We start from the raw sequence: 16106 nt of genomic DNA, 5'->3' as shown, positions 1-16106 counted from the left end.
CGAACTGGCGGGCGACGGCGGTCTTTTCGCTGGTTTGTCCGCCGCGGAGAGCGGCTGCGGCCTCGCGAACCTCTTCGGGTCGTGAAGCGAACCACTCGACAGTGCGCTTCAGGCCTTCCAGGATCGCCACGCAGGGAGTCCACGAGAGTTGCTTGAGGGCGAGTTCGATGTCGGGGCGCCGCCTCGTCGGGTCGTCCTGCGGCAACGGGAAATATTCGATTTCAGAGTTCGAGCCGGAGATAGCGATGACAAGTTCAGCAAGGCTGGCGACGGTTCGCTCAGACGGGTTGCCGATGTTGATCGGGCCGGTCTCGTGTGAGTCGATCATCGCGACGAGCCCGCGGATCAGGTCGTCGACGTAGCAGAAGCTGCGCGTCTGGGAACCGTCGCCGTAGACGGTCAACGGGTCACCGTTGAGAGCTTGCGCGATGAACGACGTGACGACGCGTCCATCGATCGCTCGCATACGCGGCCCGTAGGTGTTGAAAATGCGCACGATGCCGGTGTTTGTGCCGAGAGTGCGCGAATAAGCCATCGTAACGGCCTCGGCGTAGCGCTTGGCCTCGTCGTAGACACTGCGGGGCCCGATCGAGTTGACATTCCCCCAATAATCCTCGCGCTGAGGGTGCACGTGCGGGTCGCCGTAGATCTCGCTGGTCGACGCGACGATGAATCGTGCCGAGTTGCGGTGCGCCAGCGCGAGCATTTGCTCGGTGCCGCGGCTGCCGACGAGAAGCGTCTCGAGAGGCATGCGGTGGTAGTCGGGCGGTGATGCGGCGCTGGCGAGGTGAGCGACGGCATCTACCGGACGTCTCATGCCGATGTCCTCTGTGACATCCGCCTGGATGTAGGTGAACTCGGGGTGATCGGTGATTGACGAGAGATTCTCGAGGCGGCCGGTCGACAGATTGTCGACACACGTCACCGAGTCCCCCCGCCAGAGAAGGGCCTCACAAAGGTGAGAGCCCAGGAATCCGGCCCCGCCAGACACGACGATGTGCAAGGTTGTACCTCTTTTCAGATGTTGAGCCTCAGAGCGGGGCAAGAAGAAGTGCGCAGGAACTGCAACGCGAAGCAGGGGCCCGACACCCTGGGGAGGGGGAGGGGGAGTCGACGAGCTGTGCTTTCCAGTGGTGCACCTGAAGCGCGGAGCGCAGGCCAACATTGAAGCCGGGAGAGGCCTAACGGGTAAACTGAGAGTACCTCAGGTTCCCCTGACGCGCTGACCCCACTTTGGGGGGCGCGTGGCCATTGTGCCGGAGGTCGGGACCGACTCAGGCATCGTGCCGCAAAGCAGGAGTCGATCCAATCACTCCCTCACGTGGCATCGTATTCCAGGGCCTTGAATCGATCCAGGCATCCGGCACGCGGCAGCGTGCCCCCTCGGTTAGAGGATTCTGTACCGCAAGCGATCAGGGCACCCGGCCGACGGGTGAAGTCCTACTTGACATAATGTGCATTATCGGCACACTCTCGAAAGGGGTGGCGGGAAGCGGGTGCCTCACGCCAGCCCCTTCTCAAACCCGCTCGCTCGCCCGCGGCAACGCGCCCGCGGCAACGCGCCCGCGGCAACGCTGCCGCTGCCGAAGCAGCCAGCTGCATTGCCGCAGGGCCGACGCGACGGCATCCCGGAGCGACGAATGACGCGCCGGTTGTTCGAGGTTCAAGGGGCGGAGAACGTCGTTGAATAGCCTGGATCAGTCGATTCGCGCACGTCGGGCTGCGCTCAGCGTCGTTGAGCCATGCTCGGGGGCGCATGCGCGCCTTCCGTCCCCTCGTGGCTCGCCCACCGGTCCGGTATTACTTGACATAACGTGTGCGCAGGGAGCCTCTCACCGTCCGACGTACGTCGCCAGGTGTTCACCGGTCAGGGTCGACCGGGCAGCGACCAGATCGGCCGGGGTGCCCTCGAAGACGACACGACCGCCGTCGTGGCCGGCGCCTGGGCCGAGGTCGATGATCCAGTCGGCGTGAGCCATGACCGCCTGGTGGTGCTCGACGACGATCACGGACTTGCCCGAGTCGACGAGACGGTCTAGCAGCCCGAGCAGGTTCTCCACGTCGGCCAGGTGCAGTCCGGTGGTCGGCTCATCGAGGATGTACACGCCACCCGTCTCGGCCATCTGCGTGGCGAGTTTGAGTCGCTGCCGTTCGCCGCCGGACAGCGTTGTGAGCGGCTGGCCGAGGCTGAGATAACCGAGACCGACATCGGACAGCCGGTCAAGGACGGCGTGAGCGGCGGGTGTGCGTGCCGCCCCCTTGCCGAAGAACTCCTCCGCCTCAGCCACCGACATCGCCAGCACTTCGCTGATGTCACGTCCGCCGAGGCGGTACTCGAGGACCTCAGCCTGGAACCGCTTCCCCTCACAGACCTCACAGGGCGACTCGACCGTCGCCATCATGCCCAGGTCGGTGTAGATGACTCCTGCGCCGTTGCAGACCGGGCAGGCGCCCTCGGAGTTGGAGCTGAACAGCGCAGGCTTCACCCCGTTCGCTTTCGCGAACGCCTTCCGGATCGGTTCGAGCATCCCGGTGTACGTCGCGGGGTTGCTCCTGCGGGATCCACGAATCGCTCCCTGGTCGATCGACACCACTCCGGCACCCGTGGGAATCGACCCGTGCACCAGCGAACTCTTTCCGGATCCGGCGACGCCGGTGAGCACGACGAGCACACCGAGCGGAATGTCGACGTCCACGTTCTGCAGGTTGTGTTTCGTCGCCCCGCGGATCTGGAGTGCACCCTTCGACATGCGCACCGTCTGCTTGAGCGAGACCCGGTCGTGGAGGTGGCGTCCGGTCAGGGTGTCGCTCGCCCGCAACCCATCGAGAGTGCCCTGGAAGCAGATGGTGCCTCCGGCCGTCCCTGCGCCGGGGCCGAGATCGATGATGTGGTCGGCGATGGCGATCATCTCGGGCTTGTGCTCGACCACGAGCACAGTGTTCCCCTTGTCCCGCAGCTGCAGCAGCAACTCATTCATCCGTTCGATGTCGTGAGGGTGCAGACCGATGGTGGGCTCGTCGAAGACGTACGTGACGTCGGTGAGCGACGACCCCAGGTGCCTGATCATCTTGGTGCGCTGGGCCTCACCACCGGAAAGGGTGCCGGCCGGGCGGTCAAGCGACAGGTAGCCGAGCCCGATCTCAACGAACGAGTCGAGTGTTTCCTGCAGGGCGGCCAGCAGCGGCGCCACCGATGGCTCATTCAGGTTGTGAACCCACGCGGCCAGGTCGCTGATCTGCATGGCGCATGCCTCGGCGATGTTGAGACCGGCCACCCGGGCTGACCGTGCCCCCTCGTTGAGGCGGGTTCCGTTGCAGTCCGAACAGGTGGTGAAGGTGACCGCGCGGTCCACGAACGCCCGGATGTGTGGCTGCATCGCTTCACGGTCCTTGGCGAGGAACGACTTCTGAACCTTCGGAATCAGCCCCTCGTAGGTCATGTTGATGTCGCCGATCTTCACTTTGACCGGTTCGCGGTAGAGGAAGTCGTTCAGTTCCTTCTTGGTGTAATCGCGGATCGGTTTGTTCGGGTCGAGAAAACCGGATCCGGTGAAGATTCTGACACCCCAGCCGTCGGCCGTGTATCCGGGGATGGTCATGGCGCCGTCGGCCAGGGATTTGGAGTCGTCGTAGAGCTGGGTGAGGTCGATGTCGTTCACCGTTCCCATCCCCTCACAGCGGGGGCACATGCCGCCGGTGATCTCGAAGCTGCGCCGCTCCTTGAGGGTTTTCCCGCCGCGTTCGAGGGTGACAGCTCCGGCTCCGCTGATCGATGCGACGTTGAAGGAGAACGCCTGAGGCGATCCGATGTGGGGCTGGCCGAGCCGGCTGAAGATGATGCGCAACGTCGCGTTGACGTCGGTGGCCGTGCCGACTGTTGAGCGGGAATTCGCGCCCATTCGTTCCTGGTCGACGATGATCGCTGTTGTCAGGCCTTCGAGCACGTCGACGTCCGGTCGTGCCAGCGAGGGCATGAAGCCCTGCAGGAAAGCGCTGTAGGTCTCGTTGATCATCCGCTGCGACTCGGCGGCGATCGCGCCGAAGACGAGCGAACTTTTGCCGGATCCGGAGACGCCGGTGAACACGGTCAGTCGGCGCTTGGGGATCTCAAGGCTGATGTCCTTGAGATTGTTGACCCGGGCGCCCTGCACCCGGATCCGGTCGTGGTTGTCTGCAACGTGGGATGCAGGCGACTGCGTGTCCGCTGTGGCGCTCGTGCTCATCCTGGCTCCGTCCGTCGAAGGGGCCGCTTGCGCGGTCTGCGCGCCCCGCGAGCACGAACGGCTTGGCGAGCCGTCGCGCCGACGGTGGGCAGTTTACCCCCCTGCGTCGGACGACCATACCCGCCGGGAGCAGCCGTTCCGCGAGTACTGCCGGTCAGTCGCGCTTGTCGCCGAAGTCCGCCGTGTCGCCGACGTAGCGCGTGTTCTCGGCCGGGATGGGCTCGACAGCGGCCGATGCGACCTCGGCGGCGAACTCCCCCACGTTGTACAACTTGCCTGCGGCATCCTTGCGGGCGCTGATCGCGCCAGGGTTCGCACGCTCCAGCAGGGTTGCGGTGATCGTGCCCTCGATCATGTCGCCGGAGACCACAACGAAACCGATGCCTTTCTCGGCGAGTTCCGGGATACGGGCGCGGAGCGCGTCCTCACCGGCCCGCTTCGACTGGGCGACAGGCTCGTACTCCGGCATCGTCGGTGTGGTGCGGATGAAGTGCGCCTGATGGCTCGTGACGAACACGACCCGCGATCCGGCGCCGAGTAGCGGCAGGGCGGCGTCGAGCACATTGAGCTGGGCGTCACGGTTGAGCTGCATGGCATAGTCAGCGGCCATCCCGCTCTCCATGCCGCCCGACGCGTTCAGGACGAGGATGTCGAGGTGGCCGTACTGCTCGGCCACCTGGGTGAACATGGACTGGACGGACGCGGGGTCTGTCAGGTCCGCTCCGACCGTGAGCGCGGTTCCGCCGTGGGCGCGGAGCTGGTCGGCGAGCTTGACCGCCCGGGACTCCTTGTTACGGAAGTTGATGACGACGTTAGCGCCCGCCTCAGCGAAGTACCGCACGGTGTCGGCGCCGATCCCCCGCGACGATCCGGTGACGAGGACGTTCTTGCCGGTGAGGGAACCTGCGGCGAGGGGGTTGGACAACGGTGAGCTCCTTAGACGACGGTGGAGCGCGCGGCGGCTGCAGCCCCAGCGTCCGACACTACCAAAAACTCTCCGGCGGACCGCGCGCACCTGATAGATTCCAAGAAGGATCGGCCTCGGCGTCAGCGGAAAGGTGCGGTATGGACTGGATCGTGCAGTATTCATGGGTCATCTGGCTGGTCCTCATCCTCCTCTTCATCACCATCGAGATGCTGAGCCTCCAGTTCACCTTCCTGATGCTCGCCATCGGCAGCGCCATCGGTCTCCTGTCGGGGTTTCTCGGTGTGCCGTGGTGGGGGCAGCTTCTCATCGGTGCGGCGGCATCCGTTCTTCTTCTCCTCGTCGTGCGCCCGTCCCTGCTCCGCGCCCTGCGCAAGGGCGAGGACCCTGCGAAAAGCAACGTCGACGCCTTGCTGGGCGCCCGCGGGCAGGTGGTCCAGACCGTTTCGAATCACGGCGGCCAGGTCAGACTCGCGAACGGTGAGCTGTGGACCGCCATGGTTCCCGTCGACTCCCCCGCGAGAAGCCTCGGACCCGGCACCTCCGTCCGGGTGCTCGCCATCGAAGGCGCGACGGCTGTCGTTGTGCCCCAAGAGAGGAATGCCTAAATGGAGAACCCATCCGACCTCATCGGGACGGTGGTGGCGTGGATCATCGGCGTCGTCGTCCTCATCTTCATCCTCGTGGTGCTGTTCCGCGCCATCCGGATCATCCCCCAGGCGAGCGCGGGCGTGGTGGAACGCCTCGGCCGCTACCACAAGACGCTCCAGCCCGGGCTGAACATCCTCGTGCCGTTCATCGACCGGGTACGCCCACTGATCGACATGCGGGAACAGGTGGTCTCGTTCCCGCCGCAGCCGGTCATCACCGAAGACAACCTCGTTGTGTCGATCGACACGGTCGTCTACTTCCAGGTGACGGATGCCCGCGCTGCGACCTATGAGATCGCGAACTACCTCGGCGCGGTCGAGCAGCTCACCACCACGACGCTGCGCAACGTCGTCGGTGGCCTCAACCTCGAGGAAGCCCTCACCAGCCGCGACAACATCAACGGCCAGTTGAGGGTGGTCCTGGACGAGGCGACGGGCAAGTGGGGCATCCGGGTGGGCCGGGTGGAGCTCAAGGCAATCGATCCGCCCCACTCCATCCAGGACTCGATGGAGAAGCAGATGCGTGCGGAGCGGGATCGCCGCGCGCTCATCCTTACCGCTGAGGGGACCAAGCAGTCGGCGATCCTGACCGCCGAAGGCGCCAGGCAGGCGGCGATCCTCAGCGCTGAGGGTGACGCGAAAGCCGCTGTCCTTCGGGCACAGGGTGAAGCTGAGGCGATCACGACCGTCTTCGACGCGATCCATCGCGGCAACCCGGACCCCAAGCTGCTGGCGTACCAGTACCTGCAGACCCTGCCGAAGCTGGCGGACGGTTCAGCGAACAAGCTGTGGATCATCCCGTCCGAGCTGACCGAGGCGTTGAAGGGACTCGGGAAGGCGTTCGTGCCGGGAAACGGCGACGACCGACCGTACTCCCCTGGCGCTCCGACCCCTGACGTTCCATCGAGCATTTTCCCGCCAGACACTCCTCAGGCGTCTGCTCCCCCTGCCTCTCCGCTTCCGCCGATCTCCGAGTAGTGAGTGACCCTGGAAAGCGCGGACTCGCGGTTTTTCGATCCGCCGGGTCCGCGCATCCTTGCCCATCGAGGGCTCGCCCTTGGAGTGCCGGAGAACACGATCGCGGCGTTCCAGGCGGCGACGGATGTGGGCGCCATCTACCTCGAAACGGATGCCCACGCGACAGCCGACGGCGTCGCCGTCCTGGTCCACGACCCAGACATCGTTGTGGACGGGGTGGCGCATCCGGTGCGCGACCTCACCCTGAGGCAGCTGCGCCAACTCGACCTGGGTGGTGGTTCCCGCGTGCCGACCCTCGCGGCTGCCCTTGTCGTCTTCCCCACCGCCCGGTTCAACATCGATATCAAATCGGAGCAAGCGGCTGGGCCCGTTGCCCGCGCCATCCTCGCTGAACGTGCCGCCGACCGCGTCTTGGTCACGTCCTTCGATGAGGGTCGGCGGGCGCGCGCCGCCGACCTGGTGCCCGGGGTGGTGTCATCGGCGTCGTCGCAGCGGTTCACTCGCGCCTTTCTCGCCGCACGCGCAGGCTCTGCCGCGCTGGTTCGCGCGGCGCTCGGCGGCATCCGTTGTGTCCAGGTCCCTGAGCGGCACCGGAACACGCGCCTGGTCACGCGCGGCACCGTGCGGACGTTCCACCGTGCCGGCGTCGAGGTCCACGTGTGGACGGTGAATTCCCCGGACGACATGCACAGGCTTCTCGATATGGGGGTGGACGGCATCATCACCGACCGCGTCGATCTGGCGCTCCCCCTGCTCGAGGAACGCCGCCTGCGTCGCCGAGTCTGAGTGGACGCTGGGAGAAACTCCCCGATGACAAGGCGTTGCCCAGCTTGGGGGTCTATAACTGGACTCAGCGAGCGAGAGGAACCGGAACATGGCAGATCGCAGTTTGCGCGGAATGCGCCTCGGCGCCCAGAGCCTACAGAGCGAGGACGGCGTCGTATTTTCAGAACGGGTACGGTCGGTGTACCTGTGCCCGGAGTGCAATCACGAGAGCGCACTGATGTTCGCCGCCGATGCGGAGGCCCCAGAGACCTGGGAGTGCCGCCACTGCGGTGCGGAAGCCGTTCTCATGGTCGGCTCTGAACCGGTGGTCATCGACCGGTCGGATCAGAAGCAGGCCCGTACCCACTGGGACATGCTGCTTGAACGCCGGAGCCGGGACGAACTTGAGGAACTCCTCGAGGAACGCCTGGCCTTCTTGCGCGCGCGCCGCGGCCAGCACAAGGTCGGGGCCTAACTTCCGTCCATGAATCGGGCGTCAGCTTCACGCTGGCGCCCGTTTTTTGTGCCGACGAACAGGGCGACGAGTAGCGCGCTGAGCCCGAAGAACGAGACGAGGGTCTCGATCTGGCCGCCGGCCGTCATCGCGGGGGTCTTCCCTGTGGCCAGGGGAACGTCGAACACCATGTGCCCGGGCTCGTACGCCGGAATCTCGGTGAGCGTCGCACCGTTCGGGCCGATCATCTGGCTTGTGCCAACGGTCGACACATTCACAATGCTCCTGGATGCCTCGATCGCGCGGAGCCGGGCGATGGCGAGTTGCTGCTGATTCTCGTCGGTGCGGCCGAAATCCGCGTTGTTGGTCTGCGCGATGATCACCTGGGCGCCACGGTCGACGGCCTCACGGGTGAGGGCGTCGTCGACGATGTCGAAGCAGATGGAAAGGCCGGCAATCACCCCGTTGACGTCGAAGACATTGTCGCGGGTGCCAGGGGTGTATTCCCGGGCGATCAGCCCGATCAGGTCCGGTGCGAAAGGCTCCCAGATCTCCCGGTCTGGAACATACTCGCCGAACGGTACCGGATGCCGTTTGTCGTAGTAGTCGGTGGGGCCCATCCCCGGCTCCCACAGCAGCGACGTGTTGTAGAACCGGCCGTCACGTTCCATGATCGTTCCCGTGAGAATCGGCGCGCCGGTCTGGGCGCCGAGATAGTCCAGGACGGATGCCGCCTGCGGCACCGTCACAGGGTCAAGGTCGGTGCCGTTCTCGGGCCAGACGATCATGTCGACCGGGGTACCGACGAGGGGTAGAGTCGCCGAAGCCTGGGCGGAGAGGATGTCGCCCGGTTCTCGATCGTCGAAGTACCCGGCTTTCGCATTGCCCTGGACGGCGGCGATGGTCGACGTGCCGCGTTCGACGATCGGCCAGGCCGGCAGAGCGAGCATCACCGCGACCGCCGCGGCTGGGGCGAGCAGTCGAAGGGACGGAACCGACACCTTCGGCTCGCGGAGGAACTGCAGCAGGAACGCCACGAGCCAGACGAGGAGAAAGCTGAGACCGCTGACCCCGACCCACGCGACCAGCGGTGCGAACGGACTCTCGGACTGGCTCAACGCAACACGTCCCCAGGCGAACCCGCCGTACGGCCAGGTGCTGACAAGGGCTTCCCGAGCCGTCCAGAGCCCGGCGACGACGAGCGGGAGCAGTCCCACCCGGCCGAGAGGCGTCGACCAGACCCTCGGTATCCAGCGGAACGCCAGGGTGATCAGCAGCGCTCCGAGCGCGAAGAAGATCGATTCGAGTACGGACAGGGCGATCCAGGGAACGGGGCCGAGATACAGCGAAACCCAGGACACGTGCACCAAGTAGAACGAGACGCCCGCGATGAAACCGGTGAGAAGGGCGCCCCAGGCGCTGCGGCCGATCAGGACGACAAGGATGAGGCCGATGCCGACGAAAGCCAGCGGCCAGATCCCGAGGTCAGGGAAAGCGGCGTCGAGGACCGGACCGGAGGCGGCGGCAAGGATGACGGCGGCGAGGAGGGGCACTGGCGGTCGCGTCGGGGCTGTCACTGTTCCAGCCTATGTTGCGTGAGCGGCCCCGGATCACACGGCGCTGTACGCGACGATTCCCCTGCGGATGGCTTCGAGGGCCTTACGGGCATTGCGTCCGACCCCACCGTCGGCGACGATCGAAAGCTGGTCGAGCAGATCGATGGTCTGTTTGGTCCAGCGGACGAAGTCTCCTGCCGCCATGTCCGCCTCTGTCAGCACAGTGTTGAGGCTCGAGCCGCGCGCCCACATGTGCATGGCAAGGGACAGGCCGGTGGCGAGGGGCTCACTGCCAGGCAGACGGTTCTCCTGTTCGGTGTCATCGAGCCGGGCCCAGAGGTCCTGGGTCTTGTCGAGCGCCACCCGGAAGGACCCGCGGGGCAGAAACCGGTCAGCGAGGGTGCCTTCGTCGCGGCGCGGTTCGAAGACGATGCAGCAGGCCATCGCGGCGAGACTCGCCGGGTCGAGGTCGTTCCATACTCCTCGCCGGAGGGCCTCCGCGACGAGGAGGTCCCTTTCGCCGTAAATGCGTTTGAGAGTGCGGCCGGCGGCGCTGAGCTCGACCTCTCCGTTCTCCCCGGGAATGAGGTACTCGTATTCAAGCAGGACGTCGGTGACCCGGTCGAAGATTTTCGCGACGGCGCCCGTCCTGGTCGAGATCTGCCGGCTGAGCTGGTCGGTCTGCCGCTTCAGGGTGAACCAGCGTTCTGCCCATCTGGCGTGTTGTTCCCGGTCGGCGCATCCGTGGCACGGGTGGGCCTTCATGCGCTTGCGCAGCCCGACGAGCTGGCGCTGGCGGCGGTCGTTCTGTGACCGGGAGGAGTGTTCAGGAGACCCGTTCTTGCGTTCGAGGTCGGTCAGTTCCCGGCGGATACCGGCGTATTCGGCGAAGTCGCCCAGGTGGCAGGTCATCGCCTCACGGTATTTCGCGAGCGAGCCCTCCTGCTCCCGGACCTTGCGTGCCATGCCGACCACCGCGCGGTCGGCCTGGAACTGGGCGAATGACGACTCGAGTATCTCGCGGGTCCGTTCACGACCGAACTGGTCGATGAGGTTCACGGCCATGTTGTATGTGGGTTTGAAGCTCGAGTTGAGCGGGTAGCTGCGCCGCGACGCGAGAGACGCGACCGATTGCGGATGCAGGCCTTCCTGCCACGCGATGACGGCGTGCCCTTCCACGTCGATTCCGCGGCGACCGGCCCGGCCGGTCAGCTGGGTGTACTCCCCCGGTGTGATGGGGACGCGCGCTTCACCGTTGAACTTCTCGAGCTTCTCGAGCACGACGGTTCGAGCGGGCATGTTGATGCCGAGGGCGAGCGTTTCGGTGGCGAAGACCGCTTTGACGAGCTTGCGGCGGAACAGTTCCTCGACGACCTCCTTGAATGCGGGCAGCATTCCGGCGTGGTGAGCGGCGATTCCGCGTTCGAGCCCTTCGAGCCACTCCCAGTACCCGAGCACGCCGAGGTCCTCGTCCTGCAGGGCGGAGCAGCGGTCCTCGACGATTTCGCGGATTTCGGCGCGTTCGTGTGCCTCGGTGAGCCGGATGCCTGACCGGAGCACCTGCGTGACCGCCTGATCACAGCCCACCCGGCTGAAGATGAAGAAGATCGCCGGGAGCAGGTGGTGCTCGTCGAGGAGCTCGATGACCTGGCCGCGATCCACCCGCTGTTGTTGTGTGCGCTGGCCACGTTTGGCGTTGTACCGGCTGACGTCGTTGTGTTGCTTGTTGTTGAGTGAGCGGCCGCCGAACTGTGCCATCCTGACCAGCTCGGGGTTCACCGAGTGCGTCTCGGCGAGGCTCGGCGCGGCGAAAAGATCGACGAGCTTTCCGCGCATGAGAACGTGCTGGTCGAGCGGCACGGGCCGTTCCTCGGAGACGATGACCTCGGTGTGGCCGCGGACGGCCTGGAGCCAGTCGCCGAACTCCTCGGCGTTGGACACCGTCGCGCTCAGCGAGACCATCCGCACCTCCTGCGGGAGGTGGATGATCACTTCTTCCCACACGGCGCCGCGGAACCGGTCAGCGAGGTAGTGCACCTCGTCCATGACGACGTAGGCGAGGTCGGCGAGCAGGTCCGAGTCGGCGTAGAGCATGTTCCGGAGCACTTCGGTGGTCATCACGACGACGCGCGCCCGTGCGTTGATATTCGTGTCGCCCGTGAGGAGGCCGACCGACTCGGCACCGTACTCGGCGACCAGTTCGTTGAACTTCTGGTTGCTCAGCGCTTTCATCGGCGCCGTGTAGAACACTTTCGACCTGGTGCGCTGCATCGCCGCGTAGATGGCGAACTCCGCGATGATTGTCTTGCCAGCCCCGGTCGGCGCGGCGACGAGGACGCTGTTGCCCGCCTCCACGCTCGCACAGGCTTCGAGTTGGAACGGGTCGAGGTCGAAACGCTGCTTCGCACGGAAGGCGTCAAGCAGAGGCGTCTTGCGCCGGGAGGCCGCATATCGTTCAGCTGGGGACAGGTTGACGGTCACAAGGCCAATTCTGCCTCGAAGGCGAGCTGGCGCCTGGCGGCGCGGCGGTCATGGAGGAAAGCGACCCCGTACGCGGCGAAATACAGCACGATCATCGGGATGGCGAGAAGGAACATCGACACCACGTCGGCCGCGGGCGTCGCGATAGCGCAGAACAATGCGATCACGAGGATCGCCACGCGCCAGGACTTGATGATGGTCGCTGCGCTCAACACGCCGACGAAGTTCAGCAGCACGAGGAACACCGGGACGACGAACGCGATGCCGACCGCGAGGACAAGCTTCAGCACGAAATCGAAATAGATCCCCGCATTGAAGAAGTTGGAGGCATCCGTCGGGGTGAATCCGACCATCAGTTCGACGATGTGTGGCAGGACGAACCAGCCGGCAGCGCAACCGGCGAGGAACAGCGGGACGGCGCTGAGCAGGAAGCCGAGCGCGTAGCCGATCTCCTTCCGAGTGAGCCCAGGTACGAGGAACGCCCAGATCTGGTAGAGCCAGATCGGGCTGGAGAGGACGATGCCGATCGTGAATGCGACCTTCATCCGAAGGTCGAAGGCGCCGGTGACGTTGTCGAAGTTGAGCAGGGCCTGGCCCCGAGCGAGCGCGATCTCGGTGATCGGGGTTGCCATGGCGGAGATGGCGAAGTCAGAGACGATGAAGCCCCCGACCATGGCGAGCACGATGCCGATGGCGCTGATGAAGAGGCGTTTGCGCAATTCGACCAGGTGCTCACCGAGCGACATCCGGCCGTCAGCGTTCCTGCCCCGTCTGGTACGGGCGGGCATGAGCCCTACGGCTTCGTCTGGGATCCGGGGGTGCCCGTTCCGGGATTCACGACCGTGGGGTCTGCCACGGGCTGGGTCGCTGCGGGCTGAACCGGCGGAACGGTGGCGTCATCGACGGTCGTGTCGGACTTGTCGCTTTTGATCTCGCTCTTGAAGATCTTCATCGACTGCCCGACGCTCTTCGCGAGGGCAGGGAGTTTCGGGGCGCCGAACAAAAGAAGCACGAGGAACACGATGACGAGAAGGTGCCACCCGCTGAACGCGTTACCGAAGATTCCCATGAGATGTCCTTTGATCCAGAGTGTCCGGCAAGTTTACCGTGCTTTGCTCATAATGGCCCAGTGAGGGCTACCGGTCGGTTCGCCCAGCGTATCGGTCCAGAGCAGCCTGCGCCCAGTCGGCCACGTGCGTCCTCGCCGTGTCGGGGCTGATCACGGTCACCACTCCGGAGAGGCCCGCGATGAGGCGCTTGAGTCCGTGATCGTGGGCCACGTGAAGCGTCACCCGCGACCGGCCGTTCCTGCCAGGCACCGGAGCATCCGTGGTCAGATAATCCGCGATCATCCCGATTGCGTCATCCGGCAGTTCGACGACGACCTCGAGGTCGGTGTCCGAGCTCTCGAAGAGGCTCTCGGACAGCGGCACCTCTGCGGCGTGGTGGCTGATCGGCTCGTCCGTCGCGATAAGGTTGCTCATCCGGTCGAGCCGGAAGGTCCTGACGGCCTGGCGAAGGTGATCCCAACCGCGCAGGTACCAGTCCTGGTCGAGCGACTGGATGCGCAACGGATCGACGGTGCGTTTCTCCGACTCGCCCCGCGAGTTGAGGTAATCGAATTCGATGCGGTGGCCCGCCGCGACCGAATCGCGGATCCGGGCCAGCGCTGTGTCAACGGAACTCGAACCGACGGCCACTTCTGAGGGGCGCCCGCTCGAACCGAGCGCGAGTTTCGACATCAGCGACCCGAGCACATCCCGGTCTGCCTGCTCGGGCAGGGACGACAGGTACTGCAGGCCTGCGATGAGCGCGGCGGCTTCACGGGCCGAAAACCGTGGGGAGTCGTCGATCGCCACGAGGTGGGTGATGACGATTTCGTCGTTCTCCTCGAACAGGTCCCAGTCGATGTCGAACAGGTCTTCATGCTGGTACGAGCTGGTCTCTCCCGGTACACCTGAGACGGCGATCAGGCGCACCGAGTCGCGGATCTGCTCCTCGTCGACGCCGAAGTGCCTCGCGGCATCTGCCACGCTGACATGGCCATGGTCCATCAGGTAGGGAACGAGGGCGAGGAGGAACGCCAGTTTGTCTCTCGCGTGAAGCCCGTACTTAGCCACGGTTTTTCCCCACTCCGCCGCGGTGGGCGCGAACGGTCTTCACGTGCCGGGAGAGGACGGCGTCGATGAGTCGCTGCGGCGACTCCACGAGAACCTCCGGCCCGTAGGCAGCCAGTTCATCGGCGAGCACGTCGACGTCGGTGTAGTGCAGTTCAAGGGTTCCGGTCTCCGCGGCGGACGCGCGTTTGACGAGCCGTGTGGCGGCATCCGTTCCTGGTTCCACTGTGATCACCGCGCGCTGGGATTCCCACAGGGCGTCGAGTGCCTGGAGCGAACGTTCAGCGTGTCCGCCGGGCTCTGGAGGAGTCCAGGTGCGCTGCAGCGGCTTCACGGGTCCCACGATCCGTGAGAGAAGGAAGGTGCGACCTTCGTCGATCGTGAGGTCGTGTGCCGAGAGGTGCCAGCGACCATGGTGCTGCACGAGGGCGAGCGGGGCGACCGTTCGCGTCTTCGCCGTCGACTCGCCCGGCTTGAGGTACGGGAACTCGACAACGTTGTGCTGCTCGAGCGCCTGCCTGAGCGGCTCGAACGAGCTCTCGCGGATCCGCACCCGTGGCGCATACCCGATCACCGGTTCGTCAGACTCGATCCCCAGCGATCGGAGTTTGAGGATCGCGCGTCGCGACTCGGCCGAGAGCGAGCCCTGCCGCCACACCGTGGCAGCGAGGGACAGCATGGCGATCTCCGCCGGTGAGAACGTGAGCTCCTTGGGCAGGTCGTATTCCCCTTTAGGAATGCGGTAGCGGGTGAGCTGGTTGTTGCCAGGGTCCCCCGGTGGTTCGACGGTCTCGAGCGGGATCCCGAGCTCCCGGATGTCGTCCTTGTCGCGTTCGAACTGGCGCTCGAGTGACGCGTTGCCGCCTGAGCCCGAGTAACGCTGCCGGTATCCCTGCACCGTCGAGAGGATCTCCGACTTGGTCAGGCCCTGTTCGGTCGCGAGCAGGGCGAGCACGAGGCTGAAGAGACGCTCCTCGACGGCTACGCGCTGCGCTGCTGTTTCGGTGGGTTCTGGCACGACATCATCCTATGCGTCCGGCCGGGACCGACCGTCGGCTCAGCCCAGGATGCCGAGGATGTCGACGACGAAGACGAGCGTCGAGTTGGCCGGAATCGATGCATTCGCCTGCTCGCCGTATCCGAGTTCAGGAGGAATGACCACGAGGACCTGGGATCCGACCTCTTTGCCGATGAGCGCCGTCGCGAGGCCGGGGATGATCTCATCGGAACTGAACGTCGCGGGAGAGCCTGCCTGCCAGGAGGAATCGAAGATCGTCCGTTCCGACCAGAGCGCGCCGGTGTAATGCACCACCATCCTGGAGGTCTTCGACACCTTCTCGCCGTCGCCCTCCTTGAGCACGGCGACCTCGAGTCCCTTCGGCGGGTCGGACTTCGGGATGGTGAGACCCGGTGTGCCATCCCCAGCGGTGACGACAGACGGAAGTCCTGGTTGCAGCACGGGCCGGTCGGCGCCATCGGCCTTCGCGAGGAAAACGTCGAAGATGTCCGCGACGAGGATGGCGGCATGATCGCCCTGAGGGACGGTCATGGCGATGCGAGATCCGGGCGTCACGCACTCGAGCGCTGTGGTGATCTCCGGGTTGAGTTGCGCCGTCGCATAGAGCGCAGGCTCGCCGTACGACGCTCCTGGTACCGGTTCCCCGGTTTCACCGTCGTACATGGCCAGGGCCATCCGGATGCTCTGCGCCCCGGTGAGAACGTTGCCGTCGTCGTCCCCCTCGATCACAACCTTTCGCTCCGTGTGCGTGGCCTTCACCGGTGTCGGGAAGTCCACTTTCGGAGCCGAGCCGAACGAGCCGGACACGTCGATCAGCTTCGACGCCGCGCCGCCCGGTGCCTTCGGCACACAGGCGTCCGCCGCTGAGCTGGAGGCGCAGCCGGTGAGGGTGGCCATCAACAGGCCGGCGGACAGGAGCAGTGCTGGTGCCTTGCGCAC

General features: G+C 65.4%; 14 protein-coding genes. 4 read left to right on the top strand and 10 right to left on the bottom strand.

Annotation, left to right across the window (positions count from 1 at the left end):
* From JWP90_RS05045 to JWP90_RS05035, 3 genes are all read right to left on the bottom strand, one after another.
* On the bottom strand, nucleotides 1–1003 hold a 1003-nt coding region (locus tag JWP90_RS05045), incomplete at its 3' end, for a UDP-glucuronic acid decarboxylase family protein (RefSeq protein WP_297360538.1).
* A gap of 829 nt (nucleotides 1004–1832) precedes the next feature.
* Nucleotides 1833–4223 carry an excinuclease ABC subunit UvrA gene (locus tag JWP90_RS05040; protein WP_297360536.1) on the bottom strand — a complete coding sequence of 797 codons (2391 nt, stop codon included), beginning with the start codon at nucleotides 4221–4223 and terminating at the stop codon, nucleotides 1833–1835.
* Nucleotides 4224–4377: 154 nt separating this feature from the next.
* A complete protein-coding gene (locus JWP90_RS05035) occupies nucleotides 4378–5148 on the bottom strand; it encodes an SDR family oxidoreductase (RefSeq protein ID WP_297360534.1) in 771 nt (256 codons plus the stop codon).
* Nucleotides 5149–5288: 140 nt separating this feature from the next.
* Here JWP90_RS05035 and JWP90_RS05030 point away from each other — a divergent pair, with 140 nt between their 5' ends.
* The 4 genes from JWP90_RS05030 (at nucleotide 5289) to JWP90_RS05015 (ending at nucleotide 8016) form a co-directional block, all read left to right on the top strand.
* Nucleotides 5289–5756: an NfeD family protein gene (locus JWP90_RS05030; RefSeq protein WP_297360532.1), complete on the top strand. Its 468-nt coding sequence runs from the start codon at nucleotides 5289–5291 to the stop codon at nucleotides 5754–5756.
* A complete protein-coding gene (locus tag JWP90_RS05025) occupies nucleotides 5757–6776 on the top strand; it encodes an SPFH domain-containing protein (RefSeq protein ID WP_297360530.1) in 1020 nt (339 codons plus the stop codon).
* A gap of 3 nt (nucleotides 6777–6779) precedes the next feature.
* Nucleotides 6780–7562 (top strand): glycerophosphodiester phosphodiesterase family protein, encoded by a 783-nt coding sequence (locus JWP90_RS05020; RefSeq protein WP_297360528.1) that lies wholly within the window; start codon nucleotides 6780–6782, stop codon nucleotides 7560–7562.
* A gap of 88 nt (nucleotides 7563–7650) precedes the next feature.
* Complete coding sequence (locus JWP90_RS05015; RefSeq protein WP_297360525.1) at nucleotides 7651–8016, top strand: RNA polymerase-binding protein RbpA; 366 nt, start codon at nucleotides 7651–7653, stop codon at nucleotides 8014–8016.
* Here the strand turns inward: JWP90_RS05015 and lnt are convergent.
* From lnt to JWP90_RS04980, 7 genes are all read right to left on the bottom strand, one after another.
* The gene (lnt, locus tag JWP90_RS05010) at nucleotides 8013–9572 is read right to left on the bottom strand and encodes an apolipoprotein N-acyltransferase (protein WP_297360523.1); all 1560 of its coding nucleotides are present in this window, start codon (nucleotides 9570–9572) and stop codon (nucleotides 8013–8015) included. The genes JWP90_RS05015 and lnt overlap by 4 nt on opposite strands.
* 33 nt (nucleotides 9573–9605) lie before the next feature.
* Nucleotides 9606–12032: a DEAD/DEAH box helicase gene (locus JWP90_RS05005; RefSeq protein WP_297360521.1), complete on the bottom strand. Its 2427-nt coding sequence runs from the start codon at nucleotides 12030–12032 to the stop codon at nucleotides 9606–9608.
* A complete protein-coding gene (gene tatC, locus JWP90_RS05000; protein WP_297360542.1) occupies nucleotides 12029–12778 on the bottom strand; it encodes a twin-arginine translocase subunit TatC in 750 nt (249 codons plus the stop codon). The genes JWP90_RS05005 and tatC overlap by 4 nt, the downstream gene beginning before the upstream one ends.
* 47 nt (nucleotides 12779–12825) lie before the next feature.
* Nucleotides 12826–13101 (bottom strand): twin-arginine translocase TatA/TatE family subunit, encoded by a 276-nt coding sequence (gene tatA / locus JWP90_RS04995; protein ID WP_297360519.1) that lies wholly within the window; start codon nucleotides 13099–13101, stop codon nucleotides 12826–12828.
* A 67-nt stretch (nucleotides 13102–13168) separates the two neighbouring features.
* Nucleotides 13169–14152 carry a YafY family protein gene (locus JWP90_RS04990; protein ID WP_297360517.1) on the bottom strand — a complete coding sequence of 328 codons (984 nt, stop codon included), beginning with the start codon at nucleotides 14150–14152 and terminating at the stop codon, nucleotides 13169–13171.
* A complete protein-coding gene (locus JWP90_RS04985; protein ID WP_297360515.1) occupies nucleotides 14145–15167 on the bottom strand; it encodes a YafY family protein in 1023 nt (340 codons plus the stop codon). Before JWP90_RS04985 ends, JWP90_RS04990 begins: the two co-directional genes overlap by 8 nt.
* A 39-nt stretch (nucleotides 15168–15206) precedes the next feature.
* Nucleotides 15207–16106: an FKBP-type peptidyl-prolyl cis-trans isomerase gene (locus tag JWP90_RS04980; protein ID WP_297360513.1), complete on the bottom strand. Its 900-nt coding sequence runs from the start codon at nucleotides 16104–16106 to the stop codon at nucleotides 15207–15209.

Source organism: Mycetocola sp. (assembly GCF_025464835.1).
Taxonomy (GTDB): Bacteria; Actinomycetota; Actinomycetes; order Actinomycetales; family Microbacteriaceae; genus Mycetocola_A.
This window is presented reverse-complemented; position numbering and strand designations above follow the sequence as displayed.